At 61.7% G+C, this 19,420-nt stretch carries 23 protein-coding genes; 9 read left to right on the top strand and 14 right to left on the bottom strand.

Annotated elements, in window-relative coordinates:
* Window positions 1–15: 15 nt before the first annotated feature.
* A complete protein-coding gene (gene dnaN, locus ACSQ26_RS22060) occupies window positions 16–1,134 on the bottom strand; it encodes a DNA polymerase III subunit beta (RefSeq protein ID WP_258159721.1) in 1,119 nt (372 codons plus the stop codon).
* Between the two features lie 183 nt (window positions 1,135–1,317).
* Between dnaN and rsmI the strand changes: the two genes are divergently transcribed.
* From rsmI to ACSQ26_RS22020, 8 genes are all read left to right on the top strand, one after another.
* Complete coding sequence (gene rsmI, locus ACSQ26_RS22055) at window positions 1,318–2,223, top strand: 16S rRNA (cytidine(1402)-2'-O)-methyltransferase (RefSeq protein WP_436012669.1); 906 nt, start codon at window positions 1,318–1,320, stop codon at window positions 2,221–2,223.
* A gap of 3 nt (window positions 2,224–2,226) precedes the next feature.
* Window positions 2,227–2,592: a YraN family protein gene (locus tag ACSQ26_RS22050; RefSeq protein WP_436012667.1), complete on the top strand. Its 366-nt coding sequence runs from the start codon at window positions 2,227–2,229 to the stop codon at window positions 2,590–2,592.
* Between the two features lie 137 nt (window positions 2,593–2,729).
* A complete protein-coding gene (locus ACSQ26_RS22045) occupies window positions 2,730–4,028 on the top strand; it encodes an extracellular solute-binding protein (protein ID WP_436012666.1) in 1,299 nt (432 codons plus the stop codon).
* Window positions 4,029–4,315: 287 nt separating this feature from the next.
* Complete coding sequence (locus ACSQ26_RS22040) at window positions 4,316–5,197, top strand: ABC transporter permease subunit (RefSeq protein ID WP_436015414.1); 882 nt, start codon at window positions 4,316–4,318, stop codon at window positions 5,195–5,197.
* 12 nt (window positions 5,198–5,209) lie between these two features.
* The gene (ugpE, locus tag ACSQ26_RS22035; RefSeq protein ID WP_436012664.1) at window positions 5,210–6,052 is read left to right on the top strand and encodes a sn-glycerol-3-phosphate ABC transporter permease UgpE; all 843 of its coding nucleotides are present in this window, start codon (window positions 5,210–5,212) and stop codon (window positions 6,050–6,052) included.
* Window positions 6,053–6,076: 24 nt separating this feature from the next.
* Window positions 6,077–7,144 (top strand): sn-glycerol-3-phosphate ABC transporter ATP-binding protein UgpC, encoded by a 1,068-nt coding sequence (gene ugpC / locus ACSQ26_RS22030; RefSeq protein ID WP_436012662.1) that lies wholly within the window; start codon window positions 6,077–6,079, stop codon window positions 7,142–7,144.
* A 65-nt stretch (window positions 7,145–7,209) separates the two neighbouring features.
* Complete coding sequence (gshB, locus tag ACSQ26_RS22025; protein ID WP_436012660.1) at window positions 7,210–8,157, top strand: glutathione synthase; 948 nt, start codon at window positions 7,210–7,212, stop codon at window positions 8,155–8,157.
* Window positions 8,158–8,359: 202 nt separating this feature from the next.
* The gene (locus ACSQ26_RS22020; RefSeq protein WP_436012658.1) at window positions 8,360–9,892 is read left to right on the top strand and encodes a YifB family Mg chelatase-like AAA ATPase; all 1,533 of its coding nucleotides are present in this window, start codon (window positions 8,360–8,362) and stop codon (window positions 9,890–9,892) included.
* Window positions 9,893–9,951: 59 nt separating this feature from the next.
* On the opposite strand, the gene cysK is transcribed toward ACSQ26_RS22020, so the two are convergent.
* The 5 genes from cysK to ACSQ26_RS21995 all read right to left on the bottom strand — a co-directional run bounded on the left by cysK (window position 9,952) and on the right by ACSQ26_RS21995 (window position 13,861).
* Window positions 9,952–10,920: a cysteine synthase A gene (cysK, locus tag ACSQ26_RS22015; protein WP_436012656.1), complete on the bottom strand. Its 969-nt coding sequence runs from the start codon at window positions 10,918–10,920 to the stop codon at window positions 9,952–9,954.
* Window positions 10,921–11,057: 137 nt separating this feature from the next.
* The gene (locus ACSQ26_RS22010) at window positions 11,058–11,669 is read right to left on the bottom strand and encodes a LysE family translocator (protein WP_436012654.1); all 612 of its coding nucleotides are present in this window, start codon (window positions 11,667–11,669) and stop codon (window positions 11,058–11,060) included.
* 93 nt (window positions 11,670–11,762) lie between these two features.
* The gene (locus ACSQ26_RS22005; protein ID WP_436012652.1) at window positions 11,763–12,632 is read right to left on the bottom strand and encodes a GNAT family N-acetyltransferase; all 870 of its coding nucleotides are present in this window, start codon (window positions 12,630–12,632) and stop codon (window positions 11,763–11,765) included.
* Window positions 12,633–12,645: 13 nt separating this feature from the next.
* Window positions 12,646–12,948 carry an NIPSNAP family protein gene (locus ACSQ26_RS22000; protein ID WP_436012650.1) on the bottom strand — a complete coding sequence of 101 codons (303 nt, stop codon included), beginning with the start codon at window positions 12,946–12,948 and terminating at the stop codon, window positions 12,646–12,648.
* 13 nt (window positions 12,949–12,961) lie between these two features.
* Entirely contained in the window at window positions 12,962–13,861 is a 900-nt protein-coding gene (locus ACSQ26_RS21995; protein ID WP_436012648.1) for a DMT family transporter, read from the bottom strand.
* Between the two features lie 111 nt (window positions 13,862–13,972).
* Between ACSQ26_RS21995 and ACSQ26_RS21990 the strand changes: the two genes are divergently transcribed.
* Entirely contained in the window at window positions 13,973–14,425 is a 453-nt protein-coding gene (locus ACSQ26_RS21990) for an Lrp/AsnC family transcriptional regulator (RefSeq protein WP_436012646.1), read from the top strand.
* Here ACSQ26_RS21990 and ACSQ26_RS21985 read toward each other — a convergent pair.
* From ACSQ26_RS21985 to dut, 8 genes are all read right to left on the bottom strand, one after another.
* Window positions 14,415–14,681 carry a hypothetical protein gene (locus ACSQ26_RS21985; RefSeq protein WP_436012644.1) on the bottom strand — a complete coding sequence of 89 codons (267 nt, stop codon included), beginning with the start codon at window positions 14,679–14,681 and terminating at the stop codon, window positions 14,415–14,417. The two genes, ACSQ26_RS21990 and ACSQ26_RS21985, sit on opposite strands and share 11 nt — an antisense overlap.
* 10 nt (window positions 14,682–14,691) lie before the next feature.
* Window positions 14,692–15,387, bottom strand: a complete 696-nt coding sequence (locus ACSQ26_RS21980; protein ID WP_436012642.1) for a hypothetical protein — start codon at window positions 15,385–15,387, stop codon at window positions 14,692–14,694.
* 4 nt (window positions 15,388–15,391) lie between these two features.
* Window positions 15,392–16,789 (bottom strand): APC family permease, encoded by a 1,398-nt coding sequence (locus ACSQ26_RS21975; RefSeq protein ID WP_436012640.1) that lies wholly within the window; start codon window positions 16,787–16,789, stop codon window positions 15,392–15,394.
* A 10-nt stretch (window positions 16,790–16,799) separates the two neighbouring features.
* Complete coding sequence (locus ACSQ26_RS21970) at window positions 16,800–16,967, bottom strand: hypothetical protein (RefSeq protein ID WP_436015522.1); 168 nt, start codon at window positions 16,965–16,967, stop codon at window positions 16,800–16,802.
* A 9-nt stretch (window positions 16,968–16,976) separates the two neighbouring features.
* Window positions 16,977–17,357, bottom strand: coding sequence for a hypothetical protein (locus ACSQ26_RS21965; RefSeq protein ID WP_436012638.1), 381 nt, complete (start codon window positions 17,355–17,357; stop codon window positions 16,977–16,979).
* Between the two features lie 13 nt (window positions 17,358–17,370).
* Window positions 17,371–17,682 carry a hypothetical protein gene (locus ACSQ26_RS21960; protein ID WP_436012636.1) on the bottom strand — a complete coding sequence of 104 codons (312 nt, stop codon included), beginning with the start codon at window positions 17,680–17,682 and terminating at the stop codon, window positions 17,371–17,373.
* Between the two features lie 247 nt (window positions 17,683–17,929).
* Entirely contained in the window at window positions 17,930–18,874 is a 945-nt protein-coding gene (locus ACSQ26_RS21955; protein WP_436012634.1) for a serine hydrolase domain-containing protein, read from the bottom strand.
* A 3-nt stretch (window positions 18,875–18,877) separates the two neighbouring features.
* Entirely contained in the window at window positions 18,878–19,351 is a 474-nt protein-coding gene (gene dut, locus ACSQ26_RS21950) for a dUTP diphosphatase (RefSeq protein WP_436012632.1), read from the bottom strand.
* Window positions 19,352–19,420: the final 69 nt, after the last annotated feature.

Here is a 19,420-nt window from a genome sequence, read left to right as displayed (position 1 = left end):
TAACACCGCCGAACCTTACACACGCATCGGCATCAGCACATAGAGCGCATCGACGCTCGACGAATCCAGGATGATCGTCGGCGAACCGGGATCGGCAAGCTTGAAGACGGCGTCCTCGCCGGTCAGCTGGCTTGTGATGTCGAGCAGGTAGCGGGCGTTGAAGCCGATTTCCAGAGGATCGCCCTCATAGGAGACAGCGAGTTCTTCCGTGGCGCTGCCGGAATCCGGGTTGTTCACCGTCAGCACCATCTGGCCGTCGGTGAGCGCGATCTTCACCGCGCGGCCGCGCTCGGAGGAAATGGTCGAGACGCGGTCGACGGCGCTGGCGAAGGTCGAGCAGTCGACGCGCATTTCCTTGTCGTTGCCTGCCGGAATAACCCGCTGGTAATCCGGAAACGTGCCGTCGATGAGCTTGGATGTCAGCACGATCTCGCCGAAAGACAGGCGGATCTTGGAATCCGAGACCTCGAACTTCACCTCCGAATCCGGGTTTTCGATCAGCTTCTGGATTTCGCCGACGGTCTTGCGCGGAATGATGATACCAGGCATGCCCTCGGAGCCCGACGGTGCCTCGATCTCGGACCGGGCGAGGCGGTGACCGTCGGTGGCGACTGCGCGCAGCTTCAGCGCCCCATCGGCTTCGACGGTGTGGAAGTAGATGCCGTTGAGGTAGTAGCGGGTCTCCTCGGTGGAGATCGCGAACTGCGTGCGCTCGATCAGCATCTTGAGATCGGCGGCCTTGATCTGGAACGAGTGGCTGAACGTACCGGCGGTCAGATCCGGAAAATCGCCTTCCGGCAGGCATTGCAACGAGAATTTCGAGCGGCCGGACATGACGGTCATCGTCGTGCCCTCTGTATTGACGGCAAGCGCCACTTCCGAACCGTCCGACAGCTTGCGCACGATCTCGTAGAGCAGATGTGCGGGCACCGTGGTCGAGCCGGCCTTCTCGGTCATGGCGGGCGCGGCTTCGGTGATCTCGAGATCGAGGTCGGTCGCCTTCATCTGCAGGCTCGAACCTTCGGCCTTGAGCAGCACGTTCGAAAGGATCGGGATCGTGTTGCGCCGTTCCACCACGCGATGCACGTGGCCGAGGGATTTGAGAAGATTGGAACGCTCGAGAGTGATACGCATGATGCCTGCCGTTTTGTGTTCTTGCCGGATGAACCGGATTCCGTCCCTGATTGGACGGGCAAAATGGCAGAAATACCGCGTCCTGTGCAAGGGGTTATGGGCATTGGCTATGATTAATTCATAGTTGCGCACGTAATCCCCAACGCGCATAAAGCCGGAAATGCCGAATTCCTGGAGTCCCCCTTGGCCGAGAACGAAACCGATGATCTACCGGGAGCCGGGACCTACCGCATCAGGACGCTCGAAATTCCCGCCCGGCCGCTGGAGCCGGCGCTCTATCTCGTCTCCACCCCGATCGGCAATCTCGGCGACATAACGTTGCGGGCGCTCGAAACGCTGGCCGGCGCCGATGTCGTCGCGGCGGAGGATACGCGGGTGACGCGGGTGTTGCTCGATCGCTTCGCGATCGGCAAACGGCCCTACGCCTATCACGAATACAACGCCAACGAGGTCGGACCGAAGCTGATCGCAGCGCTCGCACAGGGCAAATCAGTGGCGATCGTCTCCGATGCCGGTACGCCCCTTGTTTCCGACCCGGGCTACCGGCTGGTGAAGGAAGCGCTGGCCGCGGGTTTTAGAGTTATCCCCGTGCCCGGTCCTTCGTCGGTCGTCACAGCACTGTCCGCATCGGGCCTGCCGAACGACAGCTTCTTCTTCGCCGGCTTCCTGCCGCAGAAGGAAAAATCCCGCCGCGACCGCCTGGGCGAGGTCAAGGATGTTCCCGGCACGCTCATCTTCTTCGAATCCCCACACCGCCTGCCATCGAGCCTTGCCGACATGGCCGCCGTGCTCGGCGCTCGTGACGCTGCCGTCTGCCGCGAACTGACCAAGACCTTCGAAGAGTTCCGCCGGGGTACGCTTGCCGAACTGGCCGCCCATTATGAAGCCAATGACAATGTAAAGGGCGAGATCGTCATCTGCGTTGCACCGCCCGCCGAGAAACAGGCGCCGGAGGGCGAAGACCTCGATACGCTCCTCAGGACACTCCTTGAGGAGATGCCGGTGTCACGCGCGGCGACCCACGCTGCCCAGCAGACCGGCCTGCCCCGCAAGGACCTCTATTCCAGGCTGCTGGAGCTGAAAGGCTGAACCATGGCCCCACGCAGCGCGGAGGATCGAAAGAAGGCTCTGCGGCGCGGCCATGCCTCCGAATATCTCGCCGCCCTCTCCCTCATGCTGCGCGGCTACCGCATCGTCGCCATGCGCTACCGGGTCAAGTCAGGCGAGATCGATATCATCGCGCGCAAGGGTGATGTCATAGGCTTCATCGAGGTCAAGGCGCGGGCGACCACCGACGCCTCGGTCTTCGCCGTTGATGGATGGACTCAGAACCGTATTCGCAACGCCTCCATGTCCTGGCTCTCGTCACAGAAGGATGCGGGCCGACTGTCATATTCCTATGACATTGTCGCCGTCCGGCCCTGGCGCTGGCCCGTCCATCTCAGAGATGCGTTCTGAAAAACGCCTGCGCCCTGTAGACATCGTGGACTGTCAAGAAGCTGCAATCAAACTGTTACGTACCCGTCACGGACGAGGACTAGTGGACGTTCCCGAAACCAAGGCCCGACGGCCTCAAAGGTGGGAAGGGAAGAACCATGATCCGGAAACTCTCGTTTGCCGCATTGGCATTCGCATTCACGACGACGTCCTCGCTCGCCGCAACCAACATCACGTGGTGGCACGGCATGGGCGGCCGCAATGGCGAAGTCATCAACGAAGTGGCGCAGAAGTTCAACGCCGCCCAGACCGAGTGCGTGCTGAACCCCGTCTCCAAGGGCACGTATGAGGAAGCGCTGGCTGCCGGTATCGCCGCCTTCCGTTCGGGCGAGCAGCCGAACATCCTGCAGGTATTCGACGCTGGTGCCGCCACCATCATCAATGCCAAGGGCGCAGTCATCCCCGCCGAGGACCTGATCACCAAGGCCGGCTACACGTTCGACCGCAATGCCTTCATCGAAGGCGTCCGCTATTTCTACGCCGATTCCGAGGGCAAGTTCGTCGGCATGCCGTTCAATTCCTCGGCACCGATCATGTATATCAATGACGAGGCACTCAAAAAGGCTGGCGTCACCGCCCCGAAGACCTGGGAAGAGTTCGAGCAGATCGCGCCGAAGCTCAAGCAGGCCGGCTTTATCCCGCTCGTCCAGGCGCAGCTGACCTGGCAGTTCACCGAGAACTTCTTCTCGCGCAACAACATCCAGTTCGCTTCCAACAACAATGGCTACGACAGCATCGTCGACACCAAGATGCACATGACCGACCCGAACCTCGTCATGATGTTCGAAAAGCTCAAGGCCTGGTCCGATGAAGGCTATTTCGCCTATTACGGCGCCGGCTGGTCCGACAACCAGAAGCCCTTCGAAGAAAACAAGGTCGCTCTGTGGATCGGCTCGTCCGGTTCGTTCGGCGGCCTGAAGAAGACCGCCCAGATGCCGTTCTCGGCGACTTTCCTGCCCTATTGGGGTGGCATCAAGGGTGCGGGCACCTCGTCCTTCATCGGTGGCGCGGCACTCTTCGCGATGTCCGGCAAGCCGGATGCCGAGAACAAATGCGTGGCGGACTTCTTCCAGTTCCTGACCTCGCCTGAGATCCAGAAGTTCTACCACCAGGCCACCGGATATGTCGCCATCACCAAGGCGGCTTACGAGCTGACCAAGAAGGAAGGCTTCTACAAGGAGAACCCGGTCGCCGAAGTCGGCATCCAGCAGCTGTCGCTGCCGTCGGGCGAATGGTCCAAGGGTTACCGCCTCGGCTTCTACCCGCAGATCCGCGCCGTGATGGAACGCGAATATGGCCGCATCTTCTCGGGCGAAACCACGATCAAGGAAGCCATGGAAACGATCGAGAAGGAAGGCAACGAGCTTCTCGCCCGTTTCGCCAAGACATCAGGCTGATTTAGCCTCAAGGTTGCCCCTCACCCTAACCCTCTCCCCGCTTGCGGGGAGAGGGGACGTTGGAGGCGCCGACGGTGCCCCAACTCCCTTCTCCCCCTGGGGAGAAGGTGGCCCGAAGGGTCGGATGAGGGGTTCTCTCTGGGTAGTGCAAGCGGCTGAGAACCCCTCATCGCCTCGCTATGCTCGGCACTTCTCCCCAAGGGGAGAAGCGGGAACAGGTGGCACCGCCAGCATTCCGTGAACGATCGCTCCCCGCTAGAGGAGCGTTCCCTATGCGAAAGTCCCTCATGAAGCGCGTGCAGTTCTCGTCGCCCATTCTGCCCTATCTGTTGCTGGCGCCGCAGCTCGCCGTGATCTTCGTCTTCTTCTACTGGCCGTCGGTGCAGGCGGTGCAATCGTCCTTCTATATCGAAGACCCGTTCGGCTTCGGCTCCACCTTCGTCGGCTTCGCCAACTACTCGGATGCGATATTCTCGTCGCAGTATCTGAAGATCGCCGAATTCACGACCGTCTTCACCGCGCTGGTGACCTTCTTCGCGCTGTCGATCGGCCTGCTGCTCGCGATCAAGGCCGATGCCGTGATCCGCGGCGCGTCCGCCTACAAAACGCTGCTGATTTCGGTCTATGCCATCGCCCCGCCGGTCGCCGGCCTGATCGGCATGATGTTCTTCGACCAGCATATCGGCCCCTTCGTCAAGATCGCGGGATATCTTGGCTGGGATATGAAGGTCGGGCTCAATTACTTCGACACGGCCTTCGCCATGGTCTTCGTCTCGGTGTGGAAGCAGATCCCGTATAATTTCATCTTCTTTCTCTCAGGCCTGCAGGGCATTCCTGTCTCGGTGCGTGAGGCGGCCTTGATCGATTGCCGCAATGGGCTGAAGCGCTTCTTTACTGTCATCCTGCCGCTGCTCGCGCCGACAGCCTTCTTCCTGCTGGTGATCAACGTCACCTATTCGCTGTTCGACACCTTCGCCGTCATCGACGTGATGGTGAAGGACAAGGCCGCCAACAACCCGATCACGCTGGTCTACAAGGTCTATCTCGATGGCTTCCGGGGCAATGATATCGGCGGCTCCTCGGCGCAATCGGTGATTCTGATGATCGTCGTCTTCGTGCTCACCGTTCTCCAGTTCCGCTTCATCGAGCGGCGCGTCCATTACAATTGAGAGGGCGGAGCCATGTACAAGACCAAGCCTCTCGACCACCTGATCCTGATCCTTGGCTGCCTGCTGATGGTAACGCCCGTGGTCGTCGCCTTCATGACCTCGACGCATGAGGCGACGGAAATCCATTCCAAGGGCCTGATGCTCTCCTGGGGCAACCATTTCAACGAGACCTATACCAAGGTGCTGACCCAGAAGGGCGGCTTTACCGGCGAAGTCACCGGCGCCCGCATGCTGCTCAATTCCTTCATCCTCGGCGTCGGCTTCGCGCTCGGCAAGATCGTGCTCTCGATGCTCGCGGCCTATGCGATCGTCTATTTCCGCTTCCGGATGGCGACCTTTTCCTTCTGGGTGATCTTCACCACGCTGCTGCTGCCGCTCGAGGTGCGCATCGTGCCGTCCTACCAGGTGATGTCGAACCTGCACCTGCTCAACAGCTATACCGGCCTCATCGTGCCGCTGCTCGCCTCGGCGACGGGCACATTCTACTTCCGCCAGTTCTTCATGTCGGTGCCCGACGAGTTGCTGGAGGCGGCGCGCATCGATGGCGCCGGGCCGTTCCGCTTCTTCATTGATATCCTGCTGCCGATCTCGCGCACCATGATCGCCGCGATCTTCATCATCATGTTCGTCTATGGCTGGAACCAATATCTCTGGCCGATGCTGATGACCACGGACGAGAGCTTCTACACGCTGATGCGCGGCATCAAATCGATCCTGCAGGTGTGGATCGGTTCGCAGATCCCCGATTACAACGAGGCCTTCGCGCTTGCCGTGCTCGCCATGCTGCCGCCAGTCATGCTCGTCGTGATCTTCCAGCGCTGGTTCATCAAGGGCCTCACCGAGAGCGACAAGTAGCAATTTATCCAGAGGGATGTCGACATGGCACGCATTGAAATCAACCAGGTCTCCAAGGTCTATTCCAACGGTATGACCGCCGTGAACAGCGTCTCCGTCGATGTCGCCGATGGCGAGTTCATCGTGCTGGTCGGACCCTCCGGCTGCGGGAAATCCACGCTGCTGCGCATGGTCGCGGGCCTTGAGGATATCTCGAAGGGCGAGGTGAGGATCGGCGAGAAGGTGGTCAACAAGACCGATCCCGCCGACCGCGACATCGCCATGGTGTTCCAGAACTACGCGCTCTACCCGCATATGACCGTCTACGACAATCTCGCCTACGGCCTCAAGAATCGCGGCACGCCAAAGACCGAGATCGCATCCCGCGTGGCGGAAGCCGCCAGGATGCTGGAGCTCGAACCCTATCTGGAGCGCAAGCCGCGCGCACTCTCCGGCGGCCAGCGCCAGCGTGTCGCCATGGGTCGCGCCATCGTCCGCAAGCCCGCCGCCTTCCTGTTCGACGAGCCGCTCTCCAATCTCGACGCCAAGCTCCGCGTCTCGATGCGCGGCGAAATCCGCAAGCTGCAGCGCCGGCTCGGCACGACCTCGATCTATGTCACCCACGACCAGCTCGAAGCCATGACGCTCGCTGATCGCCTCGTCGTGCTCAATGCCGGCCAGATCGAGCAGATCGGCAGCCCGCTCGATATCTATCACAAGCCGGCCTCGACCTTCGTCGCCGGCTTCATCGGTTCGCCGGCGATGAACCTGCTGAACGCCACGCGTGTCGACGGCAGCTGGAAGGTCGGCGATCAGGCGATCGCGGTGGCTGGCGCGAACGGAGACGCAACCGTCACCCTCGGCATGCGGGCGGAGAATCTCACGATCGCCGCCCCTGGCGCCGGTGGCTTCACCATGAAGCTCGACTATGTCGAGGAACTGGGCGCCCAGCGCCTGCTGCACGGCATGATCGACGGCCAGCCACTGGTCGTCGCCACCGCGCTCGAAGATGATTTCAACTGCGAGATCAACCTCGCGATCGACTCAGCTGATGTACATTACTTCGTGACCGCCACCGGCAAGCGCATTGAAAGAGCAACGGCCAACGCCTGACGGGCTTGCCTTGATCGGTGTCGCGTCCTACATCATGCAGACTTCACGCATTCAGGGGTTTGAATATGGCGCGGATCACCAATGTCGCCGTCCAGATGGACCATGTGTCCTCCATCAATATCGCGGGCGACTCGACCTTCGCCATGAGCCTCGAGGCGCAATCGCGCGGCTACAAGCTGTTCCACTACACGCCCAACCAGCTCTCGATGCGCGACGGCACGATCTACGCGACCGCCGAGCCGATGGAACTGCGCGACGTCAAGGGCGACCACTTCACGCTTGGCGCGCCGGAAAAGATCGACCTCTCGACCATGGATGTCGTGCTGCTCCGCCAGGACCCGCCCTTCGACATGGCCTATATCACGGCAACCCACTTGCTCGAACGCATTCATCCGAAGACGCTTGTTGTCAACGATCCGGCCTGGGTGCGCAATTCGCCCGAGAAGATATTCGTCACCGAATTCGCCGACCTGATGCCGAAGACGCTGATCACCCGCGACCCCAAGGAAATCGCCGATTTCCGCGCAGAGATGGGCGACATTATCCTCAAGCCGCTCTACGGCAATGGCGGCGCCGGTGTCTTCCATTCCACCCGCGACGACCGCAATCTCTCCTCGCTGATGGAAATGTTCGCCCAGATGTTCCGCGAGCCCTTCATCGCGCAGGAATACCTGCCGGCGGTGCGTGCCGGCGACAAGCGCATCCTGCTCGTCGATGGCGAGCCTGTCGGCGCGATCAACCGTGTGCCGGCCGAGAACGACGCCCGCTCCAACATGCATGCCGGCGGCCGGCCGGAACATACCGAACTCACCGCCCGCGAACGCGAAATCTGCACCCGCATCGGTCCTGCGCTGCGGGAACGGGGCTTCATCTTCGTCGGCATCGACGTGATCGGCGATTACATGACCGAGATCAACGTCACCTCGCCGACCGGCATTCGCGAAGTCAAGCGCTTCAGCGGCGTCGATGTCGCGGCACTGATGTGGGACGCCATCGAGCGCAAGCGCGCCTGACGCTCGTCCCACACGCCCGACGGGTTGCAGGTTGAGCTGGTTTGTTCTCATCGCACAACCAGATACAACCGATTTGCATCCATGCCGCGATTTTGTTCGTAAATTGTTCTTGTTTTATTCCATAATCCATGCTTGATTGCAATCGTTAACTGCTAAAACGTGTATTTCAGCAGGCTTGGCGGGAAATTCAGGGGCATCGGCGATGGTGGCAAGGGTCTCGACGGTTGCATTCCAGGGTATCGAAGGCGCGCCTGTCGATGTGCAGGTGATGATCGGCCCGGGCAAGGTCAACATGCATATTGTCGGACTTGGCGACAAGGCCGTGGCCGAGAGCCGCGAGCGGGTCCAGGCCGCACTCCACGCGTCCGGGCTGACGCTGCCGCCGAAGAAAGTCACCGTCAATCTCGCACCCGCCGATCTGCCGAAGGAAGGCAGCCATTACGACCTGCCGATCGCGCTGGCACTGATGGCGACGCTCGGCGCCATTCCAGCCGACGCGCTGGCCGATTATGTGGTGATCGGCGAACTCAATCTCGACGGCACGATCGCGCCGGTGGCCGGTGCGCTTCCTGCCGCCATCAGCGCCAACGCCATGGGCAAGGGCCTGATCTGTCCGCATGACAGCGGCCCGGAAGCGGCTTGGGCGGGTGCCGGCATGGATATCCTGGCGCCGCGCAGTCTGATCGGCCTCGCCAATCATTTTCGCGGCACCCAGGTGCTGAGCAGGCCGGAGCCGGCGATCCGCCAGAGCCCCGCCAATCTCCCCGATCTCGCCGACATCAAGGGACAGGAAAGCGCCAAGCGCGCGCTGGAAGTGGCTGCCGCCGGCGGGCATAATTTGCTGATGATTGGGCCGCCCGGTTCGGGCAAGTCGATGCTGGCGCAGCGGCTGCCTTCCATCCTGCCGCCGCTGGGTGCCGCCGAACTCCTGGAAGTCTCGATGATCCATTCCATCGCCGGGCAACTCTCAGGCGGCAAGCTGTCGGATCGCAGGCCATTCCGCGCACCGCATCATTCCGCGACCATGGCCGCTCTTGTCGGCGGTGGGCTGCGGGCCAGGCCGGGCGAGGCATCGCTCTCCCACAATGGTGTGCTCTTCCTCGATGAACTGCCCGAATTCCATCCAGCCACGCTCGATGCGCTTCGCCAGCCACTCGAAACGGGCGAATGCGTCATAGCGCGCGCCAACCACCATGTCAGCTACCCCGCCAATATCCAGCTCGTCGCGGCGATGAATCCTTGCAAATGCGGCATGGCCGGCGAGCCGGGGCACACCTGCGCACGCGGTCCGCGCTGCGTCAGCGATTATCAGTCGCGGCTGTCCGGTCCGCTTCTCGACCGCATCGATATCCGGATCGAAGTGCCGGCGGTGACTGCCGGCGATCTGATCCGCCCGACCGCCGCCGAGACGAGTGCCGTGATCGCCCGGCGGGTGGCTCGGGCACGGGAATTGCAGCTGGATCGCTTCATCGCGCTGGGTGAGCCCAAAGTGAGTTGCAACGCGCGCTGCTCGACCGCGCTGATCGAGAAGATCGCCGAACCGGACGCCGGCGGGCTGCAGCTTCTGCGGGACGCGGCCGACAAGATGAAATTCTCCGCGCGCGGCTATCACCGCATTCTCAAGGTCGCGCGAACACTCGCTGACCTGGATGAGGCGGCTCGTGTGGGGCGCATTCATCTGGCCGAGGCGATCTCATACAGGATCGCAGGCGAGCGGCTGCAGAGCGCGGCTTAGCGAAAACAGGAAAGGGCCGGTTGCTCGGCCCTCTCTGATTTCGACAATGATGTGGAATCTCAGCTTCCGAGCCCCTCGAACAGCGCGGTCGAGAGATAGCGCTCGGCGAAGGAGGGGATGATCACGACGATGTTCTTGCCGGCATTTTCCTCGCGCAGGCCGAGTACGATCGCGGCGGTGAGTGCGGCACCCGAGGAAATGCCGACCGGTACGCCTTCGAGCCTGGCGACGAGGCGGGCGTTGGCGAAGGCGTCGTCATTGGTGACGGTTATGACTTCGTCGTAAACGGACTTATCGAGGATTGCGGGAGCGAAGCCGGCGCCGATCCCTTGGATCTTGTGCGGGCCGGGATTGCCGCCGGAAAGGATTGGGGAATCGGCGGGCTCGACGGCGATGACCTTGAGGCCCGGCTTCCTTGCCTTCAGCACCTGGCCGGCGCCGGTGATCGTACCACCGGTGCCGATGCCGGAGACAAGAAAATCAACCGTGCCGTTGGTGTCGTTCCAGATCTCCTCGGCCGTGGTCTTGCGGTGGATTTCGGGATTGGCCGGATTTTCGAACTGCTGCGGAATGATCGCATCGGGGATCGATGCGGCCAGTTCCTCGGCCTTGGCGATGGCGCCCTTCATGCCCTTGGCGCCTTCGGTCAGCACCAGTTCGGCGCCAAGCAGCGCCAGCATCTTGCGGCGTTCGATCGACATGGTCTCTGGCATGGTGAGGATCAGCTTGTAGCCCTTGGCGGCGGCGGCGAAGGCAAGCGCGATGCCGGTATTGCCGGAGGTCGGCTCGATGAGGGTGGATTTTCCGGGGGTGATCTTGCCCTGGGCCTCGAGCGACTCGATCATCGCCACCCCGATGCGGTCCTTGACCGAGGCGATCGGATTGAAGAATTCCAGCTTGGCGAGAAGGTTGGCCTTCACGCCCTTTTCCCTGGCCAACTTGTCGAGTCGGACGATGGGTGTGTCGCCGATCGTTTCGGTGATCGAATTGTAGATCCGGCCGCGACCAGGCTTCTTGGCATCTGACATGTTGCTCTCCCAGGTTTGTCTGGGGAGAAACTAGGCGCTTGGGTTTCGTCTTTCCAGACAGATTCGCGCGAGGAGAGCGCAATTTCGGAAATAAACCTCCCGCATTGCCAGCAGCCAAGCAATATTCTCCATTGAATTTATCGAATGGCGATATAACCCGCGGTTCCGGCAAGGAAGGTGGCGGAGGTGCGGTTGAGCCGCTTGAGTGCGACCGGCCGGCGGAAGAACTCGCGCGCCTTGGCGGCGAGCACGATATAGGGAATGGTCCCCGCCATCAGCACCACGGTCGTGACGGCAAGCAGTTCGAAATAGTCCGTTACCGTGATGGATGCGATATCGATGAGTGTAGGCACCAGTGCCAGATAAAAGACCATCGCCTTGGGATTGCCGAGCGTGACCAGCAACCCGGATACCAACGACTGGAAAATGCTCCGCCTCGGGCCGATCTCAGTATCGGTCTTCAACATGCCTGATGTCCAGATCTTGTAGGCGAGATAGGCGAGATAGGCCGCGCCGGCATATTTGATGATCATGAACACGGTGCTGAATGCTTGCGCCACAACCGCCAGCCCCAGCACCACGGCGGTAAGGAAGACCAGGTCGCCGAGCATGATGCCGATCGCCATCGCCAGGCTCTCGCGAAAACTGCTTCCCAATGCGCGGGCCACGAGCGCGGTGATCCCGGGCCCGGGAATGAGCACGACCACGAACAGGGCGAATGCATAGGCGGCGATGGTGGCGAGGGTCATTGCAGAAAGTCCGTGTTGGTTTACGCTTTAATACACAAGCCGGAAACGATGGTCAAATTACGTTATAATAGCGGAAAATATTCAATATAACCGCTAAAATTCCGCCAATGGCGAAAGCATGAATGGCTCCAATTTGAAAAGAGCGTCCGTGTCACCGGTGACCATCAGGTCGCAGGAGCCTTCGTAACGCCCGGTCTCTCCGGTCCAGCCCAGTCGATCGGTGGGCACGTAAACGGCCGCGCGCTCGGCACGCGTTTGCACGGCGGCGATGACTTGGGCAAGCAATGGAATTTCGCGGCTGGCGATGTCGAGAAGATGGAAGGTCCCGGCCTCCTCTCGCCAGGCGATGATCGCATCATGATCCGGCATATGAGACAGTCGGATCGACGGATCGAAACAGGCGTTGAGCAGGAATTCCTCGATATGCCCGATAACGGCGAAGCGTTCCGAGACCGGCATTCGGTCCACGAGCACGGATCGTATCAGCGCCACATCCGCATCGTTCTCGATGGAGAGTTGCCGGCATGGCAGGGCCGTCGCGCCGGCCGGCATGGGGCCACGGAACATATGCTGCTCGATGACGCGGAACCCATAGGGTTCATAAAGGCCGGGCTTGTCGGTGAGGAGCATTCCGAGCTCGAAGCCTTCGGCTTTGGCCCAGGCGAAGGCCCGCTGCATCAGGTCGCGATAGAGCCCTCGGCCGCGATATTCCGGCCGCACCGCGCCGGATTGGTAGCCCACCGCGCGCACCCGCCGGCCATCGATGATGAGTGGCGTCGAAAACGCGCTGAAATTCGCGACGCAGCGGCCCGTTTCGTCGAAATAGCCGAAGGGCATTGAGGTCGGGCCCGGCCCGCCCAGGCGGTCGAGCTGTCCGATATCGATTTCGAACGTATCGAAAAGCAGATCCACAAGCGCCTGGAATGCCGCCCGGTCTCCGAAATAATCGGAGCGGAATTGCAACCCGCCCTTCATGTCAGAAGAGCGGGCGCATGAAGCTGCGCTCGTAGCTCACGATGCAGCGCGTCTTCTCGGCGAAATCGAATGCGGCCTGGCATTCCGGGTCGGCCGCCATCTTCTGGCGATAGATCTCGTATTCGGCAAGCGACGGAAAGCTGAACAGCGCCAGCGCAATGTTACTGGCGCCCTCGCTCGGCAGGAAATAGCCGTGATGCGTGCCGCCGAGCCGCGTCACCAGCGGTATCCAGAGCTTCGCGTAGTGCTCGAACTCGGTGAGTTTGTAGGGGTCGATGACATAGCGAAGATAGCACGTGACCACGGAACGCTCCCCCTTATGGTGCCGTCGGCGCGCGTTTGAAAATTCCCAGCTTGAGCCCGAAATTCATGCCCGCGACCGCCGCGAAGATCAGCGCCATGCCGATTATCTGCACTGGCTGGAGTAGATGGCCGAAGGCCAGCCTGTCAACCATGATCGAAGCCACCGGATAGATGAAGGACAGTGCGCCGGTGAGATGGACCGGTAGCCTCTGGATCGCGCCATAGAGCAGGATATACATCAGCCCGGTGTGGACAAAACCCATCGTGGCCAGCAGCGACCAGCTCTCACCATCCTTGGGCAGATTGAGGAAGTCTGCGAAGGGCGCCAGCATCACCACGCCGGTCAGGACATGCACGAGCGCCACGAGATGCGGCGGCACGCCCTTGAGCCACTTGGCGGCGAAGGCAGCCAGCGCGTAGAAGAAGGCGGCGCCGAGCGCCAGCAGGATGCCGATCGCGTAGCTCCCGCCTGTCGCTCCGCCACCCGGCTTGGCCTGCACGATCAGCATCATGCCGCCGAACGCGAGTGCCAGCCAGGCGAGCTTCTCGACCGTGACCTTCTCGCCGAGAAACAGTGCGCCCAGCCCCAACAGCATGAAGGGCTGGGTGTTATAGACGGTCGTCGCGATCGAGATCGAGGACAGGGGATAGGCGGCAAACAGCAGCAGCCAGTTCGACACGATGGCCACGCCGCCGAGCACGGCGATCAGCAATTGCCGGCGGGTAATGATGCCGGGCCTGAGGTAGCCGAGCGCGCCGCAGATGGCTATCAGCGCCACGGCACCGAAAGCGCAGCGCCAGAAGACGACATTTTCGACCGGCTGCCCGGACACCAGCACGAACCAGCCGATCGTGCCCGATATCAGCATCGCCGCCGTCATTTCGATTGTCCCGCGCCTTATGTCGTTCTGCATTGCCTTGCTCCTCAGGTTACGAGGAGGATATTGCGCGGATGTTGTTCTTTATATAGTTTGGCGAAGGATCATCTGCCGTCGCGCCTAATAATGAAAAGCAGAGAGAGTAAAATGCCTAACGATACGCTCGATGCCATCGACCAGCGCATCCTCGAAGCCCTCAGCCGCAATTCCCGCATGCCGCTCAAGGAACTGGCAGAGATCGCCGGGCTGTCCTCGCCAAGTGCGGCCGAACGTGTGCGGCGGTTGGAGGATCGCGGGGTGATTTCCGGCTTCACCGTCAGTCTCGGTCTGGCAGCCCTCGGCTATCCCTTGCAGGCCATCGTCCGCGTCCGGCCGCTGCCGGGCCAGCTTCACATCGTCGAACGGCTGATCCAGGAAACGCCCGAATTCATCGAATGCGACAAGGTCACGGGCGACGATTGCTTCATCGCCCGGCTGGTCGTGCGCTCGATGGGCGAACTTGATGGTATCCTCGACAAGATCGCCGAACGGGCGGAAACCAACACGTCGATGGTCAAGGCGTCACCGGTGGAGCGGCGCCTGCCGCCGTTCAAGGGCTGAGATTGGCGTTCAGCGCCCGGATCCGCGCGCGGCGATAGGCATCGGGAATGGAGAGCGCCCAGATGAACAGGCCCCCCGCATGGCGCCCGATGAATGAAATCTCCGGCGTGGTCGTCGCATAGGTGAGCGCACCGAACAGGACGACGAAGAAGGCGAAGGCCAGACCACGCCGCGGCTCGCCGGCGGCCACATGCCCGGCGCCCGGCAGGATCACCGCCAGCGCCAATACGAGATAGGGGTTCATCACTTTCTGCATCGGCCCAATTCTAAGCTGCTTCCGTAACCGGCGCCAGCACGGATTCCGGCAGCACCTCGGCCAGCGCGCTCGCCATCGCGATCGCCGTATTGATGTCCTCAGCGGGCACCGAAGCGATAGCGAAGCGGGATTGCCGCAGAAAGAGATGCGCCGCACGTTCGCCCTGGGCGGCCTGGCGCATGATGCGCACGCCATTCGGGCTGATCACCGCTTCCTTGACCTGTGGATCGGCAAACAGGCCGCTGAAATGGCCGAGCACCCGTGCCGTCTGCCACGGCGTGGCGGTGCCGTCGCCGCGCATCAGCATCGATGTTCCGGTCTTCGGCGGCGCCATCCATTCCCGCATGTCGTGGACGAGCGAATAATATTCGCCTCCGGTGGGGCGTGCCAAGGCGCCGATCAAGGGTCGTCGATACGTGCCGCTGTCGTAGATCGTCACCCTGAGCCAGAGCTGCGGCAGCCGCCGGGTGATCATGCTGTCGCCGATCAGTTCGATCTTCACCTGCCTGCCATCGGCGATCCTGCCGGTAGCCACCGGAAACTGGTCCGGTCCGATCATGATCGAGGCGTCAGAGAGCAGGCTTACCGCTTCATCGAGAAGCCGATGGCGTGAAGCCATGGCGTCCCGGTGCTCCCTGATCCCTCGGACGGCGAGCCATGCGCACGCCGCCATCGACAGAATCAACAGGGCGACGCTGGTGCTCATCCCGTCAATATCCCTGCGGCTTCGGCCAGGGCATGGTGAACTGGTCGCCACGCTTTACATATTGGTAACGCCGGAAGTGGAACCAGAGCGACGCGACGACGTAGAACCCGACCATGGTGATGAGCTGGGTTCCGTAACCCAAGAACACCGCGAAGTAAGCCGAGGCGCAGAGGATCAGCAGCACGATCGTCGGCAGCGGATGCATCGGGTGCACATAGCCGCGCTTGATCGAGCCGAGCGGCCATTTGTTGCGGAACATCACCATGTTGAAGGTCATGAACGTATAGCCGAGCAGGCCCGACAGGATCGAGAAGGTGACGACCTGATCGAGCGGCGCGCCCAGCGCGAAGATCAGCGCGATCGGCACGAGGAAGACGATCGAGCGATACGGCGTGCGATAGATCGGATGGACCGCGCCGAACCAGATCGGCAGGTAGCGGTCGCGGCCCATCGAGAACCATGCCCGCGATGCATCGTTGATGCAGCCGTTGGCCGATGCGAGCGTCGAGAAGATCGTGCCGATGAACAGCAGCACCATCAAGCCGCTGCTGCCGGTGACGCGCGCGGCATCGAAGAGCGGCGTGCCGGCCTGGCCGAGATATTCCCAGGGGATCAGGCCCGAGCAGACATACCAGGTCATGGTCGCCGCGATCAGCAGCGTCATGATGCCGGCCATCGTGCCGTAGGGTAGCGAGCGGGCAGGGGAGCGAACTTCTTCCGCGGCCTGGCAGGTGCCCTCGATGCCGAGATAATACCACAGCCCGAAGTGAAGGGATGCGATGATGCCCATCCAGCCATAGGGCAGCGGATCGCTGGTGACCGCCGAAAAATCGAGCGGAACAGTCGAAACGCCCATCTGCACGACGACGAACAGGATGATGATCGCCAGGAAGGCGATGCCGGTAATCACGAGATTGAAATTCAGTGTCGCCAGCACGCCGCGATAGTTCAGCCACGCCAGGAACATGATGGAGAGGATGATGAAGGGCTGCTGGTTGAGACCTGAATGGCCCTGCAATCCGGCGACCGTATCGAGCAGGAAGCCGATGGTGATCGCATTGCCGGCCTCGAGCATCGTATAGGCCATAACAAGGAACAGGCCGACATTGAAGGCCATCAACGGCCCGACGATGTGCTTGGCCTGGGCGTATTGCCCGCCGGCCGCGGCGACCGTCGAGGTCACTTCGGAGTCGATCATCGCGACGCAGGTATAAAGCAGTCCGGCCACCCAGCAGGCGACCAGGCCCGCGATCATGCCGCCTTTGCCGATCGAGAAGTTCCAGCCCATATATTCGCCGACAAGAACGATGCCGACGCCGAGCGCCCAGATGTGGGCGGGGCCGAGAACGCGGAGCAGTTGAAGCCGCTGCGGCTGGCCGGTGGTTGAATTCGCATCTGCCATCGAAGCCCCCTCAGATCACGTGACGTTCGGCTGCGGCCTCGATCTCGCCTTCGCGCGACGAGGTCAGCAGGTCGTTGTCGTAGGTCGTATCGATGCGCACCATGTCGTAGAGCATCAGCGCGCCGAAGATGAAGGAAAGCGCCCATGCCGCGTATTCCAGGATTGTCCAGATATCCATGCCGCGCCCCTATTTCTTGTTGCCGAAACGCTCTTCGATGACTTCGCGATATTCCCGATCGGAGAGCCGGACGACGAGAACGAAGTAACCGATGACGAGCACGGCCATGGTGATCAGCGCGGTCCAGCTGAAGGAATAATCGAAACGCGCCGTGATCATGTCGTTGGCTGCGGCCGGATCGGTAATACCGAGCGCCGCCCATTGCAGCTGTTCGGTGGCATTCTGGCCGAGCGCCTCCCAGGTCGGGTTGGCGATCGGCGCGGGCGTCTTGGCGGCGCCGGCGAGCCCGAGATAAAGCGGAACGTAGAGCGCTCCGACCGTCAGCACGAGCAGCGTGATGACGTCGAAGACCTGGGCGCCAAGACTTTGTTTGGGCGGTTGATATGCCATTGGTGTGTCCCCCTTAGCGCCGGCGTGCACGCATCTCGTCGAGATGCTTCAGGTCGAGGCCGTAAATGAAGTGCTTGTCGTCGGAATAGTGGCGCAGCATGGCGACGATGGCCGCCGTGTTGAAGATCAGCACCAGCGCGCAGGCCACGGAAAGAATGATCCGGATGCCTGGTACGGCGATGAACGGCCAGATGGTGAACAATGCGAAAAGCATGGTGCACCACAGCACAACGATGAAAATGATGAGACCCAAACGGTCGCGCGCATGCATCCTATCGATACGCTGCGTCAGCAGTGCATCGACGCTCTCCTCAGCCGTCGTCATAAGTCCTCCCATGCCCGCGAGGGCAGAAACACATTTGCCTCCCAGGCAAATTTCTTTCGCGTAAGGAATACGACCGGACGATAGCGCTGTCAACAATCGTATGCGTTGAAATGACGCATCCTGCACAGGATTTGTGCAGGCAGCCCATGGATTGGGCGACCATAAAGGTTTGAGACAGATAATTACGTGCCTGAGATTCGAGCGCCTGCACCCTCGGCAGGCGCCGTCTCTGGCGACCGCTCGCCGGTCAGTTGCGCGGCTTTGCCGAAAGTGCGAGCCGGAGAAGCTCGCCCATGCGGTCGTGCTGGATGCCGTGATCGACCCGCGCTGCCCTATGCACCACGACTACATCGTGATCGGGCAGCACGATGATCATCTGTCCGCCAAGGCCGCTGGCATAATAAATCGGCACATCCGCATGCAGCATGTCGCAGGGCGCGTTCGCTTCGGCGGTCCACCAGAGATAGCCGTAGCCGCGGCCGCCACCAAGATCGGAATGCGGCCTCAGGCTTTCGCCCAGCCAATCGTCCGGCACGATGCGTTCATCGCCCCACATCCCGTGCCGCAGGCACATGAGACCCACCCGCGCCAGATCGCGCGCGGAAAATCGCATCTTGTAGACCGGGTGGCGGGATTCCGGCCCGTGTTCGTAGCGCAGGTCGGACAACACGAAATCCTGCATGCCGAGCGGCCGTGCGATCCGCGAGGCAAAGGCCGCAAACAGGCTCTCACGCGTCTGCAGTTCGAAGATCGTGCCGAGCACATTGAAATCCCAGTTGTTATAGAACGAGAAGCTTCCGGGCGGATACCTGCCACGCGCTGGGCGGCCTTGCGCGATATCGTAGACCGAGGGGTGATAGACGCCCGAGCGCGAGGCGAGCAGATCGCGCACGGTCGCGGTCTTTTCGATATCCGTCAGTGGACTATGGTCATCCACGCCGAGGGCGCCGAGCGATGCATCGAGGTCGATCTGGCCCTCGCTCGCATAGATGCCATAGAGAAGACCGATCAGGCTCTTGCGAACCGAGGCCACGCTGGATTTGTGGGTGATATCACCCCAGGTGAAGGCAACTTCGCCGCCCTCGACGATCATGAACGAGGTTGAGCCGCCCTTCGAAAGTTCCTCGGCAAGCACGGATAGACGTTTCGGCGACCATTGGCGGGAAGCGGACAATTCCTGCCAGGCGTCCATTGCCTATTGCAGCCCGGTCGAGCCGAAGCCGCCGGCGCCGCGATCCGTGACGCCGGCCAGCGCGCGTTCCTCGACGATCCCCTGCACCACCGGCGCGACCACCAGTTGGGCGATCCGCATGCCGCGCTCGACCTTGAACCGCTCCTCGCCGAAGTTGATCAGCAGCACATGCACCTCGCCGCGAAAATCGCTGTCGATGGTGCCGGGCGAATTGAGGCAGGTGATGCCGTTCTTGAATGCAAGGCCGGAGCGGGGCCGCACCTGGATCTCGTAGCCCGGCGGAATCTCGAAGATGAAGCCGGTGGGAATGAGTGCGCGATTGCCGAGCTTCAGGATGACGGGCTTGTCCTCGGGCACGGCGGCGCGGATATCCATGCCGGCGGCGCCCAGCGTTTCGTAGGCGGGCAAGGGCAGCCCGTCGCCATGGGGCAGGCGGACGAGACCGATGACGGGTGGCGGCGTGATGATCTGGCTCATGGCAAGCTTTCTCGCTCGTAGGGCGGACGGGGTCAATTGCATTTGCCGGGCCGAATGGCTAGATAGCCG

Origin of the sequence: Rhizobium sp. LjRoot254, assembly GCF_964254105.1 — a bacterium.
Taxonomy (GTDB): domain Bacteria; phylum Pseudomonadota; class Alphaproteobacteria; order Rhizobiales; family Rhizobiaceae; genus Rhizobium_E.
The sequence above is the reverse complement of the archived record's forward strand: the minus strand, read 5'-3'. Positions and strand labels throughout refer to the sequence as shown.